A 23,918-nucleotide genomic window follows, 5' to 3' on the forward strand; every position below is an offset into this window, starting at 1 on the left:
TCGTGTTCAAATGCACTTTTACTCACGGAGGCAGGCATGGTCGCAGAAGGTCAAGACAACGTTAAGGGCCACGACGGCGCGGTCAGGCAGTACCCCGTGCGAGACTTTTTCCGCCGACCCGACCAGCATTCGTTCACCATCGCTCCTGACGGACGGCACCTGTCCTTTCTCGCACGGCGCTCCGGCCGCCAGAACATCTTCGTGCAGGAAATCGATGCTCACGGCGCGCTCGTCGGCGAACCGCGTCCCTTGACCAATGAAACCGAGCGCGACGTGCCCGGCCATTCATGGAAAGGCAACGACCAGGTTCTGTTCGTCAAGGACTTCGGCGGCGACGAGAACTTTCATGTGCTGTCGGTGCCGATCGACGGCGGCGAACCACGTGACCTGACGCCGTTCGACGGCGTGCGCGCCGGCATTGTCGACGATCTGCGCGAAGACGACCGCCATGTGTTGATCCAGATGAATCGTCGCGATCCGCAGGTCTTCGACGTGTTTCGCGCCGACGTCAGAACCGGCGAGCTGACGCAGATCGCCGAGAATCCCGGCAACATCATGGGCTGGATGACCGATCACGACGGATGCTTGCGCGTCGCGATCGCGTCGGACGGCGTCAACCAGACCCTGCACTATCGGGACGTCGAGACCGAGCCTTTCCGGCCCATTGTCACGACCGATTTCCGCGAGACCGTCTCTCCGGTGTTTTTCACGTTCGACAATAAAGCGCTCTACGTCATGTCGAATCGTGGCCGCGACAAGGTCGCCGTTTTCGAGTTCGATCCGCAAACGGGCCAGGAAGGTGCGTTGCTGTTCGAAACCGGGCATGTCGATGTGACCAGTTTCACGTATTCGGAACATCGCCGCGTGCTGATCGCGGCGTCCTACGTGGACGACCGGACTCATCGTCATTTCTTCGACGACTGGGCGCGCGACGTGATCGCCGATCTCGAGCGTCAGTTGCCGGGCCAGGAAGTCCACATCACCAGTTTGACGCGCGACGAGTCGCGCGTGATCGTGCATGCCGCGAGCGACCGCTCGGCCGGCTCGACCTGGCTCTATGACGTCGAACGCCGGCATCTCGTCAAGCTGGCGGACTTGAAACCCTGGCTCGACCCGGCCGATATGGTGCCGATGTCGCCAATTCATTTCACCTCACGCGACGGCTTGCAGATCAACGGCTACCTGACCTTGCCGGCGGGATACGAGCTCGGGCAACCTGTCGCCAAGCCATTGCCGCTGATCGTCAATCCGCATGGCGGACCGTGGGCAAGAGACACGTGGGGCTTCAACGTCGAAGCGCAACTGCTGGCGAATCGTGGCTATGCGGTCGTGCAGCTCAATTTCCGCGGCTCGGTCGGCTATGGCCGCGCTTTCTGGGAAGCGAGCTTCGGGCAATGGGGCCTCACGATGCAGAACGATATCGACGACGGCGTCGACTGGCTCGTGTCGCAAGGCATTGTCGATCCGGCGCGCGTGGGTATTTACGGGGCGAGTTACGGTGGTTACGCGACGCTGGCGGGCGTGGCGTTCACGCCGGATCGCTACGCGGCGGCAGTCGACTACGTCGGCGTATCGAACCTCTTCACGTTGCTCGACTCGCTGCCGCCGTACTGGAAGCCGATGATCGAAATGATGTACGAGATGATCGGCGATCCGCGCACCGAAGAAGGCAAGAAGGCCTTGCACGATGCGTCGCCGCTGTTCTTCGCGGACCGGATCGTGACGCCGCTGCTGGTCGCGCAAGGCGCGAACGATCCGCGCGTCAAACAGGCCGAGAGCGATCAGATCGTCGACGCTTTGCGAGCGCGCGGTGTAGACGTCAGGTACATGCTCAAGGAAAACGAAGGGCACGGCTTCCACAACGAAGAGAACCAGTACGAGTTCTATGAGGTTATGGAGGCGTTTCTGGCCGAGCATCTCGGTGACGTGCCGAAGCATTGAGGCGGTGGTTGCCGGTCGCGATCCGAGGCCGCGCAGAGCGTTGATCGGCAACCAGCTGATGACACGGCAAGACTCTGTCTACCGGCGCATTTGAGCGAGCGCCTGCCGCCCGTCATGCTTTCATCGCGGAGACGTATTTGAAATCAGAAAAAATTGTCGCGGACTTGAGCGCAGCGAGTGCGCCCATGGCGCTGTTCGTCACGGGCAACGGTACACCGGCGCCGTTTGGTGCGGCGGCCGGCATGGCCGACGCATCGATCAACCGGCCGTTGACCGTCGACACGCCGCTGCGGATTGCCAGCAATACGAAGACGTTCGTCGCGGCGGCCATGCTGAGGTTGTGGGAGCAAGGCGAGATCGACCTTGATGCACCGATTGCTTCTGTTGCAACGCCGGGTCTGATCTCGCTGCTGCGAGCTGGCGGCTATCGCACCAAGCGGATCACGGTGCGTCATCTTATGGCACATAGCGCCGGACTCTACGATCACGGCGACGATCCGCGTTTCATGCAGACCGTGCTTGCTCAACCGCACCATCAGTGGACGCGCGAAGAGCAGGTCCGTTTATCGACTCGATACGCCGGGCCTCAAAGCGAACCCGGCACCCGGTTTCAGTACTCCGACACGGGCTATATCCTGCTGGGCGATATCGTTGAGCGGACAACGGGCCAAACGCTTGCAGCGGCAGTTCGAAAAGCGTTGCGCTTTGAACAACGGGGACTACGTTCAACATGGTGGGAAGTACTCGAACAGCCGCCGTCCGGGATTGAGCCTCGCGCACGGCAATTCTTCGACGACATAGACGTTACCGACGTCGATGCCAGCATGGACCTCTATGGTGGCGGAGGACTGGTCACGTCCGCGCGCGATCTTGCCGCGTTGACACAAGATCTGTTTGAAGGCCGCGTATTCGACAAGCCGCAAACGCTGGTCGAGATGCTTCGGCAGGGCGAACATGAAGGCGCCGATACCTATCGGCTAGGCATCGCCGTCAATGAGATCTCGGGCACCGTATGTTATTCACATGCCGGATTCTGGGGAACGGTGGTCTATTACGCGCCTCAGCTTGCCATTGCCGTATCGGGGTTCACCACCGTTCGCAGCGCTCGGCCGGAACTCGTATCGATCGTCGAACGCGTAATCGGTGACGCGGTAGAGAGCCATTGCTGACGCACGGTCAGCCTTCACCCGCAAGCTCGAACGATCCCTCCATAGCGGTGACGCATTTCCCACCGACGCGGATCAGTGGACTTCCACCGTGCGAGTCGATGCTGGCAAAGAGCGTGCTGGGTCGCCCCATGTCCACGCCTTGAGCGACGCATAGCGACAGCGCCGACACGCCCCGCGTATCAGCAATGAGCGCCGTAGCGGCGGCTGTCGCGCTACCCGTGGCCGGGTCTTCCGTCATGCGCGACGTGAACATGCGCGCCGCCAGATCACAGCCCTGTTCTGCGTCGGCGCGATCGATCTCGCGCGTATAGGCGTAGATGGACAGGGCGCCATCGAGGGGAAGCAAACTCTTATACGCCACGAGATCGGGGACGCACCGCCTCAACGCATCGCGGGAAGCCAGTTCGACGACCAGAAACGGGAGACCCACCGACGCGACCTGAGGCGCGTGAGCGTCAATCCGAATGTCGTGCGCGCTGAGTGAGAGGCACGCCGCCACCCGTTCCGCCGAGACCTGCGAAAGCCTCGCCAACGGTTCGGGCGCAATCAGTTCAGCACCGACCACCGTCTCCCCGTCTTTTAACTGGGTGACCGGAACCAGGCCGGCCAGCTCCTCGAAGACGAGTCGGTCCGGCAAGCGATTTCCGTTCGACACAGCTTGCGTGCCAAGCACAAACGCCGTGCCGATGTTGGGATGTCCCGCAAAAGGAATCTCGCGAGTCGGCGTGAATATTCTCACCCACGCGGTATTCGCGGCGTCGCGCGGCGGCAACACAAAGGTTGTTTCGCTATACCCGAACTCGCTCGCGATGGCCTGCATCTGGCGAGTCGACAAGCCGGCAGCATTGAGCACGATGGCGACGGGATTGCCTTTGAACTTCTCGTCGGTGAATACATCGGCGGTGACATAGCGGCGATTCATGGCGTCCTCGGTTCATGGGTCGGTTTTTTCGATCTCCCCATTATCGCCATGCGTCATCGCCAGGACAGACACAGTTGTACCGCGTTTCGCCAGGCCAGCGCGTCGACGCGGCGACCGCCCTCCACCTCTGGCCGCCGCGCTCAGCTTGCGAGATATTGATGAACGGCCTGAATAGCGGCTGCGCCCTCGCCCACCGCCGCCGCCACCCGCTTGACGGAGCCGCTGCGCACGTCGCCGGCCGCAAAGACGCCGGGTGTGCTGGTCTCGAGATCATGCGGCGGCCGCTCCGCTTTCCATTCGCCGCCGGTCGCCGCGCCCGTCAAGACGAACCCCGCCTTGTCCAGCGCGACGCAACTGCCGAGCCACTTGGTGCTGGGCTGAGCACCCAGAAAAAGAAACACGTGCCGCACGGCCTGGTGTTCGATTTTGCCCTGCCGATCCCACTTGATCGCTTCGAGTTGCGACTCGCCGCACAACTCGACGATCGTGGTCTTCGCATGAATCGTGATGTTGGACGCGACGTTGATGCGTCGGATCAGGTAATCCGACATGCTCGCACTGAGTCCTTCGCCGCGAATCACGACATGCACATGCCTGGCAAACTTCGCGAGAAAGACGGCGGCCTGTCCGGCCGAATTCCCGCCGCCCACCACGATCACCTCGTGGTTGTTGCAGAGCGCCGCCTCCATGAAGGTGGCGCTGTAGTAAATGCCGCGCCCTTCGAATTCCTCCAGCCGGTTGATCTCCGGCTTCCGGTAACGTGCGCCGGTCGCGATGACGACAGCCCGCGCGTGAACCGTCTCGTCATAGTTGAGCCCGATGTGAAAGGCCCGGCCGTCGTCGCAGTCGATCGTCAACGCCTCGATCGGCACGCCGACTTCAGCCCCGAACTTGCGGCATTGCGACAGGCCGCGGCCGGCCAGCGCCTGCCCCGATATGCCGGTCGGAAAACCGAAATAGTTTTCGATCTTCGAACTGGTGCCGGCCTGGCCGCCCGGTGCCTTGACATCCAGCACCGCGACCTTCAATCCCTCCGACGCGGCATAAACCGCGGCCGCGAGTCCGGCCGGCCCGGCGCCCACCACGACGAGATCGAAGGACTCGCCATTCAACCGGTCCGGACTCAGACCGATCGCATCGGCGACGGCCCGGTTGCTGGGCTGCCTCAGCACCGTGCCTTGCGACGTGACCACAACGGGAATGTCGGCGACCGTGACGTCATAACGCGCCAGCAGGTCTTTCGTCTCGGCATGCTCGACAATATCGAAGTACGCCGACGGCTGACCGTTGCGGCTCAGAAAGTGACGCACATGATGCGTAGCGGCCGAGGCGGTGCTACCGATCACCATCACGCCGGCATGCATGCCCTGAATGAAAGCGACCCGGCGCAGGATATACGCACGCATGATGGTTTCGCTCAACTCCGCTTCGGCCACCACCAGCGTGCGCAGCGATTCCTCGTCGATCACGAGGACCTCGCAATCGGAAATGGCGCGCGCATTGGCTGCGGCCGCGCGACCGGCGAGCGTGCCGACCTCGCCCGTGAAATTGCCGGGGCCATGCGTGCCCAGGACCTGAGTGCCCCGAACGGAGGTTCGGCTTGCCTCGATCGTGCCGGACAGGATGACGAACATGGCCGTGTGCCGCTCGCCTTCGGCGTAGAGAATGTCGTTCGCTTTCAGCTTGCGTCGCTCACCATATCGCTCCAGGATCGCCAGTTGTCTGTCGTCGAGCGTGGGATACACCTGATGGTGTCGACTGCCGCCTAACGACAAATCCCCCGGAGGGGTTGAAGAATCTTTGCTCATGGTGGGCTCCGTCAAGTCGAATCACGACAGGACGCGATCCCTGTCGTGGAAATGCTGCATCCAGTGCGGATAGGTTACCTCGGGTTGCGACACGCGATCGGGTCGGCCTTTTCCGAATTGATCGGCGGGAAGTTCAGCCGCGCGCAACGTCTCCTCGATCGGCACCAGCGCGTCGCGGTCGTGCAACTGGAACAGGTCGATGTGATCGCGGCCGAGCCGTTCGAGTCCAGTGCCTGTGCCAAACGTCATGGCGCCCAGCGAAAGGCGCGAGATGCGAAGGCCCGAGCGGCCCAAGGTTCTGTATTCCATCTCTACCTCATTGATCAGAAACGCATGTGATCCAAACGCACGCGGGGGCTGGCATGCCAGCCCCGCCGCTCAGTCGAAGCGCGCCGCCTTAGCCGGCTTGCGACACCAGTTCCCGCAATACCGTCTCCAACGTCACACGGCCCTTGATAACGCTGGCCTCATCGCCTTCGAAGTCGATCCAGCCTTCGTTAAAACCATCGAGCATCCGGATGCGCGGCATCGGCTCTTTCATGCCCTGCCCTCTGAACAACGACTCCCACGTGTCGCGCGCAACGATCTCCGCGCGAACCGGGCGTCCGAGAATCGCGGCGAACGCCGCTGCAAGATCGTTCGGACTCACGCGATGCGGTCCTTCCAGTTCCACCACGCGCTTGCCGCTCCAGCTCTCCTGCAGCAGTTGCGCGGCGACGCGGCCCACATCCGCCGTCGCGACCATGGGGACCGGTTTGTCGAGCGGTTGCAGAAAACTGTGCAGCACGCCTTCGTCACGCACCGGGGCGACGTCCCACGCGGCGTTTTCCAGGAACCAGCCGGGACGTAGAAACGTCACCGGCATCGGCAGTTCGTTGAGTGCCTCTTCCATCAGCGTGCGCTGGGTCAGCAGATTCTCGTGGACGGCTTGTGCGCCGATCGTCGAAAGACAAACCACTTTGCCGGGACGCGCCGCAAGGAGCGCCGTCTTCACGGCGTCGATGAAAACGCGTGCCTCGGGAAAGCCGGGCGACGGATCGAATTCGGACGGCGGCAGGATAAACACGCCGGTGGCCCCTTCGAATGCCGCGGTGAGCGACGCGGCGTCGTCCATATGGGCGCCCGCCAGTTCGCAGCCGCGCTCGGCCCATGCCTGCGCGCGCGCCGGATCGCGCACGACGGCGCGCACGGGGAGATTGGCCGAGAGCAGCGTGTGTGCCAGCGCGCCGCCGACTTTGCCGGTAATGCCAGTGATTGCGTACATGATCTGGTTTCCTTGTCTGATTGAATGCCGGCGCAGGGGTAGTCCGCTCAGAAGGCCCGCCCCACTGAGACGACCCGCGCTGCGACGTGTTGCTGAACTGCATTGTCGGTAAACGCGAAGAGAAACTAAATGACATGAATTACACTTGTGAGGTGACACACGGTTACTAATCCACCGTAGATCGCGTCAATGACCGGAATGGAGCGCCGATGAGATCGTCCAGTGAAAACCTCTCCAGCGGGATCGGCGTGTTCGCCGCTGTGGTCGACGCGGGCACGTTCGCCGCCGCGGCCGATTTGATGGGTATGTCGCCGCCTGGCGTGAGCCGGGCGATCGCGCGACTCGAAAAGCGGCTGAAAATACGGCTCTTCAATCGAACGACCCGCTCCGTTTCGCTGACCGAAGAAGGCCGGCGTTTCTACGAACAGGTCATGCCGCACTTGAGAGGGATCGAGGAAGCGGCCGCCTCCGCCACCGGCGGCGCCACGACCGTACGCGGGAAACTGCGCATCAATCTCGATCCCGTCTCGTCGCGAGTTATTCTGGGCACGCGGCTCGATGCCTTCATGGACGCGCACCCCGAGCTCGAACTCGAGTTCATGGCGCGCGATCAGCTTGGCGATCTGATCGTGGATGGGTTCGATCTGGCCTTGCGATTCGGCGAACCGCGCTCATCCACGCTGGTGGCACGGAAGCTTCTGGACACGCCGGTTGTGACGGTCGCGGCGCCCTCGTACCTGGCGCGTCGTGGGCGCCCTACCGAGCCGCAGGAACTGGAAAGCGGCGCGCACCGATGCCTGGAGTTCCGCAATCCGGAAACCGGGAAGCCGTTTCCGTGGGAGTTTCATCGCAAGCGTAAGAAGCTGATTGTCAAGACGAATGGCCGGCTGACGGTCAATGATCCGAGCGCGCTCATCAACGCCTGCCTGGCCGGCTCCGGCATTGCGCAGATGCTGCTGCTGGGATCCGAGCATCTGATTCAGGAGGGACGGCTGGTCCAGCTTTTCGCGGACTGGCCGGACGAGCGTTTCCCGCTTTACGCGTATCACCCGTCGCGGCACCACACGCCGGCTAAGACGCGGGTGTTTCTTGATTTCATTATTGGGTTGACTGGTGCGGGGTAGAAGCTATCGCCCCTTCTAGCGGATCTTGATGACGACCTTTCCCTTGGTCCGTCCGGTTTCGACGTAAGCCAGATCCCGCGTGGTTCACCAGCAGGTCGATTCGGCCGTGCAAGCGCAGCACCTCGTTGACCGCGGCTTCGACCGATTCTTCGTCGGTCACGTCGAGTGGCAGCATCTGAAAGGGGCGCTCGCCGCCTTGCGCACCATGGCGGCTGGTGCCGTAGACCGTGTAGCCGGCTCGGGCCAGCCGTTTTGCCGTGGCTTCGCCGATTCCTGACGACGCGCCCGTCACGAGCGCTATGCTGGTTTTCATGATGTCGGCCACGCCCGTGCCGTCATAGCCACTACGCCGGATCGCGCGCGCGGCGACCTCCACGATGCGCTCGTGCGTGAGTTCCTTCCGGCTAGCGGGTTTGGGCTGAAGGGATGGATTTATTTTTCATGATGACCGTCATATAGCATGACGGCTCGATGGCTCGATGGCCCGATGGTCATGGAAATCGCTGTGATCTTTGCGACGTTGCGAAACGCGCCCTCAAACTACGCCCTCGATCAGCGACGCCACCAACCTGCGGCTCCGAAACGTCGGTGACCGCAGGCACTCACGTCAGACGAGCCTCAGACCAGCGCCGGATAATCGATGTAGCCCGCTTCAGCGCCACCGAAGAACGTGCTGCTGTCGGCCACGTTGAGCGGTAGTTGATCACGCAACCTGACCGGCAGATCGGGATTCGCGATGAACGGCCGGCCAAACGCAATGATGTCGGCGCGGCCGGACGCGAGCGCTGCTTCCGCGGTCACGGCGTCGTAGCCGCCCGCGAGCATCAGCACGCCGCGAAACTCGCTGCGCAGTTGCTTGATGATCGCGTCCCAGCGCGGATCCACGTCGTGGTCCTTGACCGTGCCGACCATCGCCGGTTCCACGAGATGCAGATACGCCAGGTTCAATGCGTCGAGACGGCGCACGATGTAACCGAACGTGGCTTCCGGCGTCTCGTCGCCCATGCCCATGAAGCGGCCCATCGGCGTGAGGCGCACCGCTACGTTTTGCGCGCCGACTTCATCGCACACCGCTGCGACGACGTCGAGCAGCAGGCGCGCACGGTTCTCGATACTGCCGCCGTATTCATCGTCGCGATGGTTGCTCGCGCTATTGATGAATTGATCGAGCAGATAGCCGTTGCCCGCGTGAATTTCCACGCCGTCCATGCCCGCCGACATCGCATTGCGCGCGGCACGGCGATAGTCGTCCACGATCTCGCGGATGCCCGCGACGCTCAGTTCCTGCGACACGGGGATGTCGCCCCAGACGCCGTTGCCTTCAGCGTCGACGATGAAGGTTTTGCCGGGCACGGGCATCGCGCTCGGCGCGACCGGCAATCCGCCGTCAGGCTGAAACACCGGATGCGAAACGCGGCCGACGTGCCACAGTTGCAGAAACATCAGGCCGCCTTCGGCATGCACAGCGCCGCTGACCGCGCGCCATGCGTCGACCTGTTCCGGCGTGTAAATGCCGGGCGTCCATGCATAGCCCTGCCCTTGCTGCGAGATCTGCGTGGCTTCGGTGATGATCAGCGCGGCGCCGGCACGTTGCCGGTAATACTCCACGTTCATCGACGTCGGTACATTGCCGGGCTGGCCGGCCCGCGAGCGGGTCAGCGGCGCCATGGCCACGCGATGATCGAGCGAGAAGCGGCCGAGCTTGAGGGGGCTGAAAAGGCGGGCGGTCATTGTGTTGTTCCATCGGGAAGGTGGGTTGTCGATGGACTCAACGATAGGTGGGCGCCGCCTTTTAGAGAATCCGTTCGCTGCGCAAGGCAGCGTTGCGTGCCGTGCAACGCCACGTCGAGTTCCCGCGCCGAATTCAAAACCTCACGGTCGCCATAAACGCAAATCGCCCGTCGAAACGGGCGATCGTCATTTGATTCATCTGATGATGGTTTTATGCCGCCTGCGCGCGAACCAGTCGCAAGCCCCAACCCGTTCTGATTTTGCCGTCACCGTGCCGCAGAGCGGACACCGCCTGCAGTAATTCACTACGCAAGCGCTCTCGCGCATTCGCGGAGAGCCGGTCGATGTCATACGTTTCCGTCAGCGATTGCCATAGCTCTTCCGGCGTGGGCTCCCAGCCAACGTCGACGTCTTCGATCAGAATCTCTTTGAAATGCGGCTCGAGCAGTTCGGTCCAACCGGCTTCGGTTCGGGTTCGACTGTCCCCAAACGGCAAATGCGGCAGATATTCCCTGGCGATTGGCCGGAACACGTCCATGAAGACCTCGTTCGCCTCGCCGAGCAGGAACGTGCGCCCGACGACGGTGGCGAAATGTCCTTCGGAACGGAGAACGCGCCGAATTTCACCGAGCACCTGGTCGATGTGGTCCATGAGCATCATGGCCATGTGGGACAACACGCAATCCACGGAGCCCGTTTCTATCGATAGTTGCTGCGCGCGCTCTTTCAGCAACACGACGTGCGCCGGCAGACAGGCCCGCGCGACGTCCAGTTCGCCCTGGCTCATGTCCACGCCCATCAGTCGAAGCGAAGACCGCCGACGCTCAGCCAGCAGCTTCAGTAATTGACCGTCGCCGCAGGCAAGGTCGAGCACCGTTTGCGCCTCGTCCGAATCCGGTACCAACGAGGCCAGCACGTGATATGACGACGGATACTCGCGCTGACGATAGCGGGCGCGAAGGTCGTTGAACGCAGCGCCCGTCGCGCCCGTGACGCGCTGGTGAAAATCCTGAAGGTAAAGCTCGGTCGGTGAAACCACACCCATGCATCACTCCCAATGTGAAACCGCTACGCGCCCCTCATCGCCAGCGCGCCATCGTCTCAAACACACCATCGCGCCGGACCAGCGCATGCAACAGCGCCGCCGCCAGATGAAGCACGATCAGCGCGAAGAAGCATAGCGCGAGCACTCGGTGCGTATTCCACAGCAGCGTGTGCAGCCCATTGCTATGCGGCAGGATAGACGGCAACTGAACACCGAACACCACCACCGGATAATCCGCGGCCGACAACATGCCCCAGCCCAGTAGCGGCAACGCGATCATCAGCACGTAAAACGCGAGATGCGACAGATGAGCGGCCAGCTTCATCGGCTCCGGCATCGAGGTCGGCAACGGCGGTGCGCCGCGCGTCAATCGCACCACGAGGCGAATCAGCGCCAGCACGAGAATCACCATGCCCAGCGGTTTGTGGATCGACACCAGCGACAGATAATCCGGGCGCACGGTGGACACCATCCCGACACCGATGAACAGCATCGCCAGAATGCAAACCGCCATCAGCCAGTGAAGCGCGCGCTGCAGCGGTGTGAAGCGATCGTGGATCGGGTTCATGGCGTGGCTCCTCCCGCCGGATGGTGCGGATAGTCCTTGTCTTCAGCGGTCCGCCGGTCGAACGAGACGGCATAGGCGGCCGAGCGCGCGGCGGGAAACGGATCGTCCGAGACGTGCATGCCGGGCGGCAGCACGGTCGGATCGAAGTTGATATCCCGACACGGCCCGTCGGCTTCCGGTTCGATGGCATTGACCACCAGCGTACCCGCCTCCACTTTGCGTCGATCGTCGGGCCAGGCTTTGGTGGGGTCCGCGGTCGGGTCGCCGGGATTGGCGAGCGTGAAGACCAACGTCCAGTGTTGCGGCGCACTGTGGACTCGCTGCGTGATGTCCGCGGCGAGGAAGTCGGCGTCGCGCGCCTTCAACTGATCGTGCGGGACGGCCTCGGGCTGCGCGGCGGGGACGAAGGACCAGCGCACCGCCTGGTCCTGTCCCGCTGCATTCGTGAAGATGAAGCTATTGAGGCTGTTGTACCGTTCCTCCGCGTACGAAGCCGTCCACGGCGCACTCCCCGCCCACGCGACGAACGCGCCGAACTCCGGATGCGCGCCGATGAAATTCTTCATGGCGTCCGGGTCCTGCTTGTTGGCCGAAGCCTGCAGCAGACCGTAGAACGCTTGCGGTGTGGAGACCGCAAAGAACGGTGCATCGATCATCGCGGTGCGCCATTCGCGCCCGTCCGGCGCGACGATGCGCAAGCTGAGGCCGCGCACCCGAACGGCGGCGTCAGGCGCTTTGGGGTCCGGCGTGGCGAGGTTGAAACGTCCGGTGACCGGGTACGAGCCGGGCGCCAGCATCGGCGCCGTCGACAGGGCCGCGGCCGCGCCGTTCGATTCGAAGCTGCCGGTAAAACAGATGCCCTTCGCATGATTTCGGCGGAAGCCGAGCGTCGGGCCGCCGGGTGGCGCCAGGCTGTTGACGATCTTCGTCGGCGTCAGGCGGCCCGGCGAGAGCCAGCCGGCCGTAAAGGCGAAGGCCGCGACCAACGCGGCCACCACGACTGCAATCAGTACCAGCGAACGAACGGGGGACGCGCTGGAAGTCGGTCTGTCGGCCATCGATCTCTCCCGATCTGGATTCGGCTGGGTGAAAGTCCGGCAAGCTGGCGACCATAGTGCCATCGATCCGCGGACCGCGCTCATTCACTGCCGCTCACCGCCTTTCGACGCCATGTCGATGCGGCCGTGCCCCGCCTGCCGCGTTACCAGGCTCCCTGTCCGATTCTGCGATTGCTGGCGGCGCACAGCTATAATCGCGCTCGACCATCGCCAGGGAAGTCTCGCTCGTGAAAAAGATCGCTACCGTTGCGCTTGTTGCGCTCGCTCTCACGGCTTGCTCGTCTGCTGAAAAGCAGGCTCAGCAAGCCCAGCAATTCGTCCACGACGAGGCAAGCCTGACCGCTGCCCAACGCAATGCCACGGTCAATTGCACCCCGGCAAACTGCGACGCCGCGTGGGCGCTGACGAAGCGTTATATCGAGCAACATTCCGACACGTCCGTGACGCGCGCCGACGCCGTCGCGATCGAAACCGACGTGCCGTCCCGTTCAGGCAAGGCTGCCTTATCGGCGACCCGCGACGCGAAGGGCGCGGGCGCGACGCTCACCCTGTTCGCGCAGTGCCGCAACATGTACGGACCGGACAACGAGCAAGGTTCGGACTATGACGAGTGCGCCGAGAAAATCATCAACGCCCAGAATGGCTATGCGGCGTTTCTCCGGACGCATGCGTCGGGTCAGTAAGCGACTCGATCACCGTGGCTGCCGCTAACTCGACTTCAGTTGCGGCTTCGAACTGGGCCTCCATAAATTCGAACATGGCGGGCGTGACCTCGAATGCAAAGGTAGCGCCCTTCTCCTCGTTTCTCTCCGTGACGCGGCGCTTACGCAGATCGTACGGCGCGGTGACGTAGTGAAGCCGCGCCGCGATGCCGGCATCGCTGGCGCGCGCGATAAACGTGGACCGGCTCTCTACTTTCATGAAACCCAGGTCCAGCACGACGCCTGCACCGCTTTGGACGATCTGCTGAGCCACCGACCAGATCTGGCGCTCGCAACGCTGCACCCGCTCCATGATCCAGGCGAGATTCATCGGACTCGGTAGATCGGGACCGTATAAGCCGGCCATCCATTCATCGATAGAAAAACGCGTGGCATGGCACGACTCGGCGAGCTTGCGCGCGTAAAAAGACTTACCCGCTCCCTGCGGTCCGAAAACAATGTGTACTTGCGACACGGCACTCCCGGTTGTTATTCGTTGTTATGGGTTGTTATCCGACAGATTAACGACGGCGCTGCTTGCCGTACGGCACGTGCCGGCTTTGTGTATGCCTACGCGACGCTCGTCGCTCCAAGCTGCAACACCGTCGCGGGCCCAGCCCTGAACGTAGGGCTATGCGCATCCGCCGCGATCATATGAGCGGTGACATCATGCGCCGCCAGTGCTTCTTTTGACGACCACTTTTCGAGCAGGACGAAACGGTCCTCGTCGCCCGCGACGGGGTGTAAGTCATATTGAACACATCCCTCCTCCGCGCGAACGATCGGCGCCAATTGACGGTACGCCACCAGTTGTTCCGCGCCTCGTCCGGGTTTCGTTTGAATCAGAATCATCAGCATGACTTCTTCGGCCATCGCCATCTCCTCGGCATTCGAATAGTTTTTGAAGAACATTGCTCGCGCAACTGAATTGATCTTAACGGATCAGTAGTTCAGTTCATCAATCGCGAAGTCAAAAAGCGACATCTCTCTATCCACGAGACACTCGCACGTAATAATTCGAAATTATCTTCTCGGCATCGCGGACGCCAATGAGCCGCGCTCGCCGGCGCGCGCTCGCGTCCCCTCAGTCACTTTCATGGAGACACTCATGCCGGGTTTGGCATTCCGTCCACTCGCGCTCGCTGGCCTGATTGCCGCCACCGCGCTGCTCGGCGCTTGCGGCGATAACGTGTCGCCATCGGCGGCACCCGTGGCGAAATCCGCGTGCGGCAATACGCCCGTCGCCAATACGCATATGAGCTGTCCTCCGGGCACCGTCTCGCCCGCCTCCTGACATCAGAATTCCAATTAGGTCCTTCGCATGGCCCCCAAAACCCGTCGAGATTTTTTGAAGCTGTCCGCCGGCCTCGCCGGCGCGACAGCCGCCAGCACGCTGTTTCCCGAGTCGATTCGCAAGGCGCTGGCCATCGAGCCGAATTCGGTCACCGGCACGATTCAGGACGTGCAGCATATCGTCGTCTTCATGCAGGAGAACCGTTCGTTCGACCACTATCTCGGTCACCTGAGCGGCGTGCGCGGCTATAACGACCGCTTTCCCGTGACGCTGCCGAACGGTCAGCCGGTGTGGTTCCAGCCGCGCCAGGAAGATCAGACCAAGGTGATCGCGCCGTTCCGCTACGACACCACGAATCCGGGCATCAACGCGCAGTGTATCGGCGGCCTGCCGCATACGTGGGCCACGACGCACGGTGCGATCGACAGCGGCCGCGCCGACAAATGGGCGGTGCAGAAGACCAATATGACGATGGGCTATCACGAGCGCGCGGACATTCCGTTCCACTACGCGCTCGCCGATGCGTTCACCGTGTGCGACAACTACTTCTGCTCGATCCCCGGCAACACGCACCCGAACCGCATGTATCTGATGACGGGCATGGTCGATCCGCTGGCCACCGGCGGCGGCCCGTTGCTCGACAATACCGATTACATCGACAACCAGTTCGATGCCATTCAATTGGCGCCGTTCAACTGGACCACCTACCCCGAGCGGCTCGAAACGGCCGGCGTCTCGTGGCAGGTCTATCAGCAAGGCACGGGCTTCGACAATTTCACCGGCAATTACGGCACCAACATGCTGGCCGCGTTCCAGAACTTCGTGAACGCGCCGGCGGGTTCGTCGCTGGCGAATCGCGGCATGAGCACGCGCTCGCTGACGCAGTTGAAGGCCGACGTGCAGGCGAACGCGTTGCCGCAAGTGTCGTGGCTGCTGCCGCCGGCGGCCTATTCGGAGCATCCGAAATTCACGCCGCTGTATGGCGCGAACTACATCGCGACGATCCTCGACGCGCTGACGTCGAATCCCGACGTGTGGAGCAAGACCGTCCTGTTCATCATGTACGACGAGAACGACGGCCTGTTCGATCATGTCGTGCCGCCGCAAGCGCCGACGGTGCCGGGCTCGGGCATGAGCACGGTGGACATTTCGCTCGAACGTCACAACGTCGTGACCGCGACCCAGGCCAGCACCTACACCGCCGACAACCTGCCCTACGGCCTCGGCCCGCGCGTGCCGATGACGGTCGTGTCGCCGTGGTCGAAAGGCGGCTTCGTCTGTTCGCAGGTGTTCGATCACACGTCCGTGCTGCAATTCATCGAGAAGCGTTTCGACGTGATGGAAACCAATATCTCGCCATGGCGTCGCGCGATCTGCGGCGACCTGACCACCGCGCTCGACTTCTCGAAGTCGGACTCGACCGTGCCGTCCCTGCCGAACACGACGACCTATGTCTCGCAAGCCGACATGCAGTGCGCGCGACCGACGGCGCAAGCCGCCCCTGCCAGCACCGCGCAACAACTCGTGAGCGCACAGGAACCCGGCACGCGGCCGGCGCGCGCGCTGCCGTATGAATTGCACGTGAACGGCCAGTTGCAGGCGCAAGGCTACGCGTTGACGTTCGCCAACACCGGCACGCAGGGCGCGCATTTCTGGGTCTATACGGGCGACCCGACCGCGATGCCGCGCCGGTATACCGTCGAAGCCGGCAAGCAGTTGACCGACACGTGGACGCTGGATGCGAACGGCAACTACATGGTGAACGTGTACGGTCCGAACGGCTATTTCCGGCGTTTTGGCGGGACGGCGGTCGCGGATGCCGCGGCGAAGCCGGATGTGGTGACCTGCTACGACGTGGCGAACGGCAACGTCTACGTCACGCTCGCCAACGCGGGGACGACGCCGCTGACCGTCACCGCCACCGACGTCGCATACGGCACGCCGCCGCAAACGCTGACCGTGCCGGCGGGAAAAACGGCCGAGGCGCACTGGGACCTGTCGTGCAACAGCCAGTGGTATGACTTTCAGTTCACGGTGGCGGGGAACGCGAGCTGGGTGCGGCGCATTGCCGGCCACGTCGAAACCGGCAAGCCGAGCATTACGGACCCGGCCGCGGTTGCGCCGGTGACGACGGCGATCTGATTCAGGCGGTAAGCCGCTGTTTGAGTTTCATATTAGAACGTCTGCTACGCGAGCGCGTAGCAGACGTTTTTTTGCGGCGTACGGTTCAGTGATTCTTCAGTTCAGCACACCGCCAAAAAACATCAGAACGTATACGCCAGCTTGCCGAATGCCGTCCGACCCAACGTGTTATAGCCATACGCGGTCGAGTACTGATGATTGAACAGATTCGACAGCGACGCGGACAACGTCAGATGCGAATTGACCGTGTAAGCGGCACGCAGACCGACCGTCGCGTACGACGGCAGATACGTCGTATTCGCCGGATCGTCGTAAGTCGAGCCACCGTACTGCAGCGTCACGCCGGTGCTCAGCGCGTGCAGATGAAACTCGTCCCACGTGTGATCGACGCTCAGGCTAACCGTCTGACGCGGCCGACGATTGAGCCACGTGCGGTCGGTAACATCCTGCGGATTCAGCAGACCGATCGCGAGGCTCACCGGCGTCGAGCGGCCGAGCGTGCCACGGTACGACAGATCGATGCCCTGAATATGCGCGCGCCCCACGTTTACCGGCGCAAACGTCACCGGGTCGTACGTGATGAGGTCATGCACCCGCGTGTCGTACAACGCGGCCGTGAACGTACCGATCGACGTCGTAGCATCGAGCGCCGCTTCGACCGTATCACTGCGTTCGGGCGACAGGTTCGGGTTCGAGAAACCCGGGTAATACAGATCGTTGAACGTCGGCAGACGGAACGCGTTGCCATACGAAACACGCGCGGTATAAACCGGCGTAATCGCATAAGCGAGCGCGACATTGCCGGTATTGACCGACTGCCCTTGCACGATCTCGTGGCGGCCCGCGAGGAACAGCGTGAACGCCCCGAGCACGGCCGACTGATGCAGCGAAACCGCCGAATCGTTGCGAGCCGGCACGCCCGACGGAATATCGATCGGCAGGAAGGCCTGCTCGCGCGAGAAGTCATAAGCGAGCTTCGTCTCGCCGGACAACGGCAAACCGAACAGCGTATGCCCATGCTCCTGGTGCGTCAGCGAAGTCGACGTGCTGAAACGCGTCGAGTCGATTTCATCGGTGGCGAGGGTCGGGTCGTTCGCGTAGAGGAACTGGCGGTCGTTCGCGTAGCCGACCGACTGGTCGAACTGCGTGTACGGCGTGATATCGACGTGCAGCGCGATACCTGTCGTCAGTTGATGATCGAGCTGCTGGTTGTCGCCGCCGGCGTTGTCGTAGGAAAACGTGGACTTGTGATAAAGCGCGAAGGTCGAGATCGACCAGTTGTCGCGCGCATAGCCGAGCCGCGCGTCCACGTCTTGCGCGTGGTACGGATTGCGGCCGTCCTCGTGCCCGTAGGCGAACGGTTTGGTGGCGTCGATCCCTGCGGTGTTGTAGTCGTGCAGACCGAGCGAGTACGTCAACCCGGACAAGGCCGAAAGCGGCCCCGTGGACGGAATGCTGCCCGAGGTGCGGATTTGCGTGTCGAACGTCTTGTTCGAACCGCCGCCCACCGAGACCGTGGTCCGGTTAGGCTGATTCGCCGCATGGTTCGTGAAGAGTTGCACGACACCGCCCACCGCGTCCGCGCCGAATGACGCGGCGGCCGGTCCCGAGATCACTTCGACGCGGTCGAACGCGGAGGTCGGCAGATCGGCCCACGAGGCCTGGCCCGTCGTCGCGGAACCGACCCGGATGCCGTCGATGAACACCGCCACCTGGCTGCCGCTCGACCCGCGAATGCTGACGGCCGCCGTCGCGCCCGGTCCGCCGTTTTGCGACACGGTCACGCCGGGCAACGTCGCCAGCGCTTGCGTGATGCTCGGATCAGCCGGCGACAGACGGTCGAGATCCGCCTTGCTCAACACCTGCGTCGACGCATAGCGTTGGTCGAACGATTGCGGCAGATGCTGCGTATCGCCCGTCACGAGAATGTTTGGCAGCGTGGTTTGAGCCGGCGGTTGGGCGTCGGGCGACAGCGACGCGTCGTCCGCGGCGTGAGCGGTTTGCCATGCGGATACTGCGGAAACCGTCAGCGCGGACGTAACGAGGAGATGACGGAACTTCATAGTGAGCCAATGCCTGATGCGGAAAGGCGAAGGCACAACGCCCCCGCGGGTGGAGCGTTCTGAAACGTGCTGGTGGACATGACAGGTCCTGAGGTTAGGCTGTCTTTGCAACGAGCGACCGCATGGAGCGGTGCTGGCGCATCGGGACACCCCGCCCGATACGGCTGCGCAGACCTCGGTCGATGGCAGGTCTCCTGGCTCGCGAGTCGCCGTTCTGCGCCGACCTTCCCGGTGTCCCAGTGGTCATGAGTGGCGCGAACTCGTCGCTTACAGTTGCGGGGGCAGCCGCAGACTCGGCGCATTGCTGCGCCTCACTGCGTTCCCTTTTGATCCCGGTCAGGGGAACCATCAGGGCGCAAGCGTAACGACTGGTAGTGCCGTCCGTCAATTATTCGTGATATCGGACGTCACCTCGGGCGCAACAAGTTTCTGCCGCAAGGCCTTCGCGGCCTGCACCATATTGGTCAACGCGGCTTCCGTCTCGGGCCAGCCACGGGTTTTCAGGCCGCAGTCCGGGTTGACCCACAAGCGCTCGGCGGGAATCACCTCACAGGCACGTTCCAGCAGACGCTGCATCGCTTCAACGCTCGGCACGCGTGACGAATGCGTGTCGTACACGCCCGGGCCAATTCCGTTCGGATAGGCGAACTCGCCGAAACCGTCGAGCAGTTCCATCGACGAGCGCGACGTCTCGATCGTGATCACGTCCGCATCCAGCGCGGCGATCGACGGCAAAATGTCGTTGAACTCCGAATAGCACATATGGGTGTGAATCTGCGTCGCGTCCGACACCCCGCCGGCCGCGATGCGGAATGCGCGGGTCGCCCAGTCGAGATACGCGGGCCAGTCCGCCTGACGCAGCGGCAGCCCTTCACGGAAAGCCGGCTCGTCGATCTGGATGATGCGGATGCCGGCTTTCTCGAGGTCCACCACTTCATCGCGAATCACCAGCGCCAGTTGCAGCGCCGTGGTCGAGCGCGGCTGGTCGTCGCGCACGAACGACCATTCGAGCAGCGTGACCGGACCGGTCAGCACGCCTTTCACCAACCTGTCGGTCAACGACTGCGCATGACAGGCGTTGTCCACGATCATCGGTTCGGGCCGGTACACGTCGCCGTAAATGATCGGCGGCTTGACGCATTGCGAGCCGTAGTTCTGCACCCAGCCGTTTTCGGTGAGCGCGTAGCCCCACAGCTTGTCGGCGAAATGCTCGACCATGTCGTTGCGTTCCACTTCGCCATGCACCAGCACGTCGAGCCCGAGTTCTTCCTGTTTGCGTACGACGCTCGCCGTTTCCGCGCGCATCCGCTCGAGGTAGTCGAGCGCGCGGAGTTCGCCGCGCCGGTACGCCGCGCGTGCTTGCCGGATCGCCGGCGTCTGCGGGAACGAGCCGATCGTCGTGGTGGGCAGCAACGGCAACTTCAACGCGTGACGCTGCACGCGGCTACGGTCGGCGAACGGACTCTTGCGGTCCGCCATCGCGTCGGTAATCGTGGCGACGCGCCGTTGCACCAGCACGTTGAACACGCCGCCGGAACTGCGGCGCGAATCGAGTGCGGCGTCCGCTGCCGCGAGCGCCGGTTCGGCCGCCGCCGGATCGCGCAGCGCCAGGGCCAGCGTGCCGATCTCGTCGAGCTTTTCGGTAGCGAAAGCGAGCCACGAGCGGAGTTCGGCGTCGAGCTTCTTTTCGGACGCGAGCGTGACGGGCACATGCGCCAGCGAGCACGACGGCGCGATCCACAGCCGTTCGCCGCGCTCGGCATCAACGCTTTCCAGCGAAGCCGCGATCTCGCCCAGATCGGCGCGCCAGACGTTGCGCCCGTCGATCACGCCGACCGACAGCACCTTGTCCGCCGGCAGCGCCGAACGCCATGCGTCCAGTTGTTGCGGCGCGCGAACCAGATCGATATGCACGCCGTGAACCGGCAGCCCGGCAACCAGCGGCGCATGGTCGGCGGCGGTGTCGAAGTACGTGGCCAACAGTACCTTGACGCCGCCGTCGCCCAGCACGTTATAGACGGCGGCGAACGCTTCGAGCCAGTCCGCTTCGAGGTCGAGGCACAGCGCGGGTTCGTCCAGCTGAACCCATTCGATCCCGCGCGCCTTCAACTGGTCGAGGATGCGGATATAGCGGATCACCAGACCCGGCAGCAACGACAACCGGTCGAAGCCCGCCACGCGACTCTTCGAGAGCCACAGGTAAGTGATCGGCCCGATCAGCACCGGCTTGACCGCGAAATCCAGCGCTAGCGCTTCGTCGACTTCGTCGAAGAACCAGTCGACGCCGCCATTGAACGTCGTATCGGGACCGAGTTCCGGCACGAGGTAGTGATAGTTGGTGTCGAACCACTTGGTCATTTCCATCGCCGGCTGCGCCTTGTTGCCGCGCGCCAGTTCGTGATACTGCGCGAGCGACAGCGTGGCCGGTTCGAAGCCGAAGCGCGCCGGCAGCGCACCGAGCAACGCGGTCAGGTTCAGCATCGGGTCGTACCACGCGAAATCGCCGACCGCGACGAAATCCAGCTTCGCGTCCCGCTGCAACGCCCAGTGACGCGCGCGCAGCGCCTTGCCGACACCGCGCAGATAGGCGTCGTCGGACTCGCCGCGCCAGAACGACTCCTGCGCGAACTTCAGTTCACGTTGCGCGCCGATGCGCGGAAAACCGGAAATATGGGTGCGGGCCATGCAGAATCCTTGAGTGAATGCCGCGCAGTGTGCGAGTCGCGCTATGATTCATCAAGCGACATGTTTTCATCATCATATGAGCCACATTCATATCAAGACTTTTCCCGTTTCGGTGTATCGCCATGCTTGAACTGCGCCATCTTCGCTCGCTGATCGCGATCTCCGAGTCCGACAAGCTGGTCGCCGCCGCCGAACGCGTCAATCTGAGCCAGTCCGCGTTATCGCACCAGATCCGCGACATGGAAGCCCATTACGAGGTCTCGCTGTTCGAGCGGACTCGCCACGGCCTGCGTTTCACCGCCGCCGGCGAGCGGCTGCTCGCGCTCGCGCGCGACACGCTGGCCGCCGTGGCCACCGCCGAACGCGATCTGGTTCGCCTGAAGGGCGACGTGCGCGGCGAGTTGCGGATCGTGCTGGAATGCCACACCTGTTTCGACTGGCTGATGCCGGTCATGGACGAATTCCGGCGCCGCTGGCCGGAGGTCGAAGTGGATCTGGTCGCGGGTTTTCACGCCGACCCGATGAAGCTGCTGAACGAACGCAAAGCCGACGTCGTGATCGGTTCGAAGCCCACCGCTAAACGCGGCCTGCACGTCGCGCCGTTGTTCCGCTTCGAGATCCAGGTGGTGATCGCCAATGAACACCGTCTGCGCAACAAGCGGCGTGTCGGCCCGGAAGACCTGCAAGGCGAGACGCTGATTACCTACCCGGTGCCGGAGGCGCGTATCGACCTGATCCGCGAGGTGCTCGAACCGGCCGGCATCAAGCTCGAACGGCGCACCGCCGAACTGACCATCGCGATCATGCAACTCGTGGCGAGCCGGCGCGGCATCGCGGCGCTGCCGAACTGGGGCGTGAAGAATTACGTCGATCACGACTACGTGCTCGCGAAACGGGTCGGCGCCGCAGGGCTGTGGAGCGAACTGTATGCGGTCGCACCTAAAGACATTGCGGGGCGGCCCTACTTCGACGATTTCGTGAGGATCGTTCGCGACATCTGCGCGGCGCAGCTCGACAGCATCGAGCTGATCTCCACTCATCCTCATTAACCGGAAATCTCTTGATGAAAAAAATCCTGATCATAGGGATCGGCGCGGGCGATCCGGACTACCTGACCGTTCAGGCGATCAACGCGCTCAACCAGGCCGACGTGTTCTTCGTGATGGATAAAGGCGTCGCGAAAGAGAAGCTGATCGCGCTGCGCAAGCAGATCATCGAGCGTTTCGTGGACGGCGAGCGTTACCGGATCGTCGAGGCGAGCAGCCCCGAACGCCGCCCCGACGAAGGCGACTATCGCTCCGCAGTGGACGAGTTGAACCGCGACAAGCAACGCATCTTCGAACGCCTGATCGCGGAGGAACTGAACGACGGCGAGGTCGGCGCGTTTCTGGTGTGGGGCGATCCGTCGCTGTACGACAGCACGATTCGCATTGTCGAAGCAATCGCCAGGTCGATCGTAGAAGGCGGCGGCGAGGCGCTCGACTACGAAGTGATTCCCGGCATCAGCAGCGTCCAGGCGCTGGCGGCGCGGCACAAGGTTCCGCTGAACCTGATCGGCCGCTCGATCACCATCACCAACGGCCGCTCGATCGCCGAAGGCTTCCCGGACAACGTGGACAGCGTCGTCGTCATGCTCGACTCGCAGAACGCCTACCGGCATCTCGCGAATGACGATCTCGACATTTACTGGGGCGCCTATGTCGGCACGCCCGACGAAATTCTGATCGCCGGAAAACTGCGCGACGTGATGGACGAAATCGAACGCGTCAGGGCAGAGGCGCGCCGCACGCATGGCTGGATCATGGACACGTATCTGCTGCGCAAACGCGAGCGCGCCTGAGTCCGCCCGACGCGGGCGGCGCCATGCCACAAGCGCGCGCTATCGCTGTTGCAGCGCCGCTCCGGCGCCCGCCGGGTTATCTGCCGTAACCGCCGGTATTGCGCTTTTTATCCTCCTTGCGCCAATGCGGCTTATATTGATGTTAGAGGTGTTGCCGCATCCACACGCCCGACGTTTCGGCGTGACATGCGCGGCACACACGCGCCCGGGTATGATGCCGGTCGCACTCTTAGCGGAGTCCGGTTCGCCGCCGCTCCTCACGTCGCCTTTTCCAGCCACGAGAATCATCATGCCTGCCCAACACGACGAAGCTCCCACCGCCCACGCCACGCCGGGCAAGGCGAAACGCAAGGCGCTGCCGGTGCCGGCGCGCAATCTTCTGATGGTCGCCGTCGGCGTCGTGGTGTTCGCGATCGTCGCGGGTGTCGTTCTTTACGGTCCCATTACGTATGGCGACGAGATTCCGAACTTCGGCATCATCCTCATGCTCACCGTGCCGGTTATCGCGGGCGTGGCGTTCCGGGTCGGGCTGGATGCCTGGCTGGATCGGGTCTAAGCACAAT

21 protein-coding genes, 1 pseudogene and 1 riboswitch are annotated in these 23,918 nt (G+C 63.0%); of the genes and pseudogenes, 9 read left to right on the forward strand and 13 right to left on the reverse strand.

The genetic code is table 11. The annotated features are described in order from the left end of the window. The first annotated feature begins 36 nt into the window (after nucleotides 1–36). On the forward strand, nucleotides 37–1,941 hold the full coding sequence (locus HWY05_RS19535; protein WP_176059286.1) for a S9 family peptidase: 1,905 nt from the start codon (nucleotides 37–39) through the stop codon (nucleotides 1,939–1,941). A gap of 185 nt (nucleotides 1,942–2,126) precedes the next feature. After that, nucleotides 2,127–3,110: a serine hydrolase domain-containing protein gene (locus HWY05_RS19540; RefSeq protein ID WP_176059287.1), complete on the forward strand. Its 984-nt coding sequence runs from the start codon at nucleotides 2,127–2,129 to the stop codon at nucleotides 3,108–3,110. Nucleotides 3,111–3,117: 7 nt separating this feature from the next. Here HWY05_RS19540 and HWY05_RS19545 read toward each other — a convergent pair whose 3' ends face one another. The 4 genes from HWY05_RS19545 to HWY05_RS19560 form a co-directional block, all read right to left on the reverse strand. Further along, nucleotides 3,118–4,032: a PhzF family phenazine biosynthesis protein gene (locus tag HWY05_RS19545; protein ID WP_176059288.1), complete on the reverse strand. Its 915-nt coding sequence runs from the start codon at nucleotides 4,030–4,032 to the stop codon at nucleotides 3,118–3,120. Between the two features lie 140 nt (nucleotides 4,033–4,172). Next, nucleotides 4,173–5,840, reverse strand: coding sequence for an FAD-dependent oxidoreductase (locus HWY05_RS19550; protein WP_176059289.1), 1,668 nt, complete (start codon nucleotides 5,838–5,840; stop codon nucleotides 4,173–4,175). 21 nt (nucleotides 5,841–5,861) lie between these two features. After that, nucleotides 5,862–6,149, reverse strand: a complete 288-nt coding sequence (locus HWY05_RS19555; protein ID WP_035556194.1) for an aldo/keto reductase — start codon at nucleotides 6,147–6,149, stop codon at nucleotides 5,862–5,864. 88 nt (nucleotides 6,150–6,237) lie between these two features. Then, entirely contained in the window at nucleotides 6,238–7,104 is an 867-nt protein-coding gene (locus HWY05_RS19560; protein WP_176059290.1) for an NmrA family NAD(P)-binding protein, read from the reverse strand. A gap of 209 nt (nucleotides 7,105–7,313) precedes the next feature. Between HWY05_RS19560 and HWY05_RS19565 the strand changes: the two genes are divergently transcribed. Then, nucleotides 7,314–8,228 (forward strand): LysR family transcriptional regulator, encoded by a 915-nt coding sequence (locus HWY05_RS19565; protein WP_176059291.1) that lies wholly within the window; start codon nucleotides 7,314–7,316, stop codon nucleotides 8,226–8,228. A gap of 73 nt (nucleotides 8,229–8,301) precedes the next feature. Here the strand turns inward: HWY05_RS19565 and HWY05_RS19570 are convergent. The 5 genes and pseudogenes from HWY05_RS19570 to HWY05_RS19595 form a co-directional block, all read right to left on the reverse strand. After that, nucleotides 8,302–8,541: pseudogene (locus HWY05_RS19570) on the reverse strand (SDR family NAD(P)-dependent oxidoreductase); the annotation flags it as partial. 305 nt (nucleotides 8,542–8,846) lie between these two features. Further along, on the reverse strand, nucleotides 8,847–9,959 hold the full coding sequence (locus HWY05_RS19580; protein WP_176059292.1) for an alkene reductase: 1,113 nt from the start codon (nucleotides 9,957–9,959) through the stop codon (nucleotides 8,847–8,849). A 211-nt stretch (nucleotides 9,960–10,170) separates the two neighbouring features. Further along, nucleotides 10,171–11,004 (reverse strand): class I SAM-dependent methyltransferase, encoded by an 834-nt coding sequence (locus tag HWY05_RS19585; protein WP_176059293.1) that lies wholly within the window; start codon nucleotides 11,002–11,004, stop codon nucleotides 10,171–10,173. A 34-nt stretch (nucleotides 11,005–11,038) separates the two neighbouring features. Continuing rightward, nucleotides 11,039–11,572, reverse strand: coding sequence for a cytochrome b/b6 domain-containing protein (locus HWY05_RS19590; RefSeq protein ID WP_176059294.1), 534 nt, complete (start codon nucleotides 11,570–11,572; stop codon nucleotides 11,039–11,041). After that, nucleotides 11,569–12,630, reverse strand: coding sequence for a catalase family peroxidase (locus HWY05_RS19595; RefSeq protein WP_035556182.1), 1,062 nt, complete (start codon nucleotides 12,628–12,630; stop codon nucleotides 11,569–11,571). The genes HWY05_RS19590 and HWY05_RS19595 overlap by 4 nt, the downstream gene beginning before the upstream one ends. Nucleotides 12,631–12,857: 227 nt before the next feature. Between HWY05_RS19595 and HWY05_RS19600 the strand changes: the two genes are divergently transcribed. Then, nucleotides 12,858–13,313, forward strand: a complete 456-nt coding sequence (locus HWY05_RS19600) for a hypothetical protein (RefSeq protein ID WP_035556180.1) — start codon at nucleotides 12,858–12,860, stop codon at nucleotides 13,311–13,313. On the opposite strand, the gene HWY05_RS19605 is transcribed toward HWY05_RS19600, so the two are convergent. Further along, nucleotides 13,258–13,806, reverse strand: coding sequence for an ATP-binding protein (locus HWY05_RS19605; protein ID WP_176059295.1), 549 nt, complete (start codon nucleotides 13,804–13,806; stop codon nucleotides 13,258–13,260). The genes HWY05_RS19600 and HWY05_RS19605 overlap by 56 nt on opposite strands. A 95-nt stretch (nucleotides 13,807–13,901) precedes the next feature. Further along, a complete protein-coding gene (locus HWY05_RS19610; protein ID WP_244146650.1) occupies nucleotides 13,902–14,243 on the reverse strand; it encodes a putative quinol monooxygenase in 342 nt (113 codons plus the stop codon). Between the two features lie 196 nt (nucleotides 14,244–14,439). On the opposite strand from HWY05_RS19610, the gene HWY05_RS19615 reads away from it, so the two are divergent. Beyond that, the gene (locus HWY05_RS19615; RefSeq protein ID WP_035556179.1) at nucleotides 14,440–14,625 is read left to right on the forward strand and encodes a hypothetical protein; all 186 of its coding nucleotides are present in this window, start codon (nucleotides 14,440–14,442) and stop codon (nucleotides 14,623–14,625) included. Between the two features lie 27 nt (nucleotides 14,626–14,652). Further along, a complete protein-coding gene (locus HWY05_RS19620; RefSeq protein ID WP_176059296.1) occupies nucleotides 14,653–16,767 on the forward strand; it encodes a phospholipase C, phosphocholine-specific in 2,115 nt (704 codons plus the stop codon). Between the two features lie 122 nt (nucleotides 16,768–16,889). Here the strand turns inward: HWY05_RS19620 and HWY05_RS19625 are convergent, their stop codons facing one another. Next, on the reverse strand, nucleotides 16,890–18,830 hold the full coding sequence (locus HWY05_RS19625) for a TonB-dependent receptor (RefSeq protein WP_176059297.1): 1,941 nt from the start codon (nucleotides 18,828–18,830) through the stop codon (nucleotides 16,890–16,892). A 166-nt stretch (nucleotides 18,831–18,996) separates the two neighbouring features. Next, nucleotides 18,997–19,195, reverse strand: a riboswitch (cobalamin riboswitch). A 19-nt stretch (nucleotides 19,196–19,214) separates the two neighbouring features. Beyond that, nucleotides 19,215–21,515, reverse strand: coding sequence for a 5-methyltetrahydropteroyltriglutamate--homocysteine S-methyltransferase (metE, locus tag HWY05_RS19630; protein ID WP_176059298.1), 2,301 nt, complete (start codon nucleotides 21,513–21,515; stop codon nucleotides 19,215–19,217). Between the two features lie 122 nt (nucleotides 21,516–21,637). On the opposite strand from metE, the gene HWY05_RS19635 reads away from it, so the two are divergent. The 3 genes from HWY05_RS19635 (at nucleotide 21,638) to HWY05_RS19645 (ending at nucleotide 23,911) form a co-directional block, all read left to right on the forward strand. After that, nucleotides 21,638–22,564 carry a LysR family transcriptional regulator gene (locus HWY05_RS19635; RefSeq protein ID WP_176059299.1) on the forward strand — a complete coding sequence of 309 codons (927 nt, stop codon included), beginning with the start codon at nucleotides 21,638–21,640 and terminating at the stop codon, nucleotides 22,562–22,564. A 14-nt stretch (nucleotides 22,565–22,578) separates the two neighbouring features. Further along, the gene (cobF, locus tag HWY05_RS19640) at nucleotides 22,579–23,355 is read left to right on the forward strand and encodes a precorrin-6A synthase (deacetylating) (protein ID WP_035556170.1); all 777 of its coding nucleotides are present in this window, start codon (nucleotides 22,579–22,581) and stop codon (nucleotides 23,353–23,355) included. A 289-nt stretch (nucleotides 23,356–23,644) separates the two neighbouring features. Then, on the forward strand, nucleotides 23,645–23,911 hold the full coding sequence (locus HWY05_RS19645; RefSeq protein ID WP_035556168.1) for a hypothetical protein: 267 nt from the start codon (nucleotides 23,645–23,647) through the stop codon (nucleotides 23,909–23,911). The last annotated feature ends 7 nt before the right edge of the window (nucleotides 23,912–23,918 follow it).

It is taken from the genome of Paraburkholderia sp. BCC1876 (assembly GCF_902833695.1).
Classification (GTDB): domain Bacteria; phylum Pseudomonadota; class Gammaproteobacteria; order Burkholderiales; family Burkholderiaceae; genus Paraburkholderia.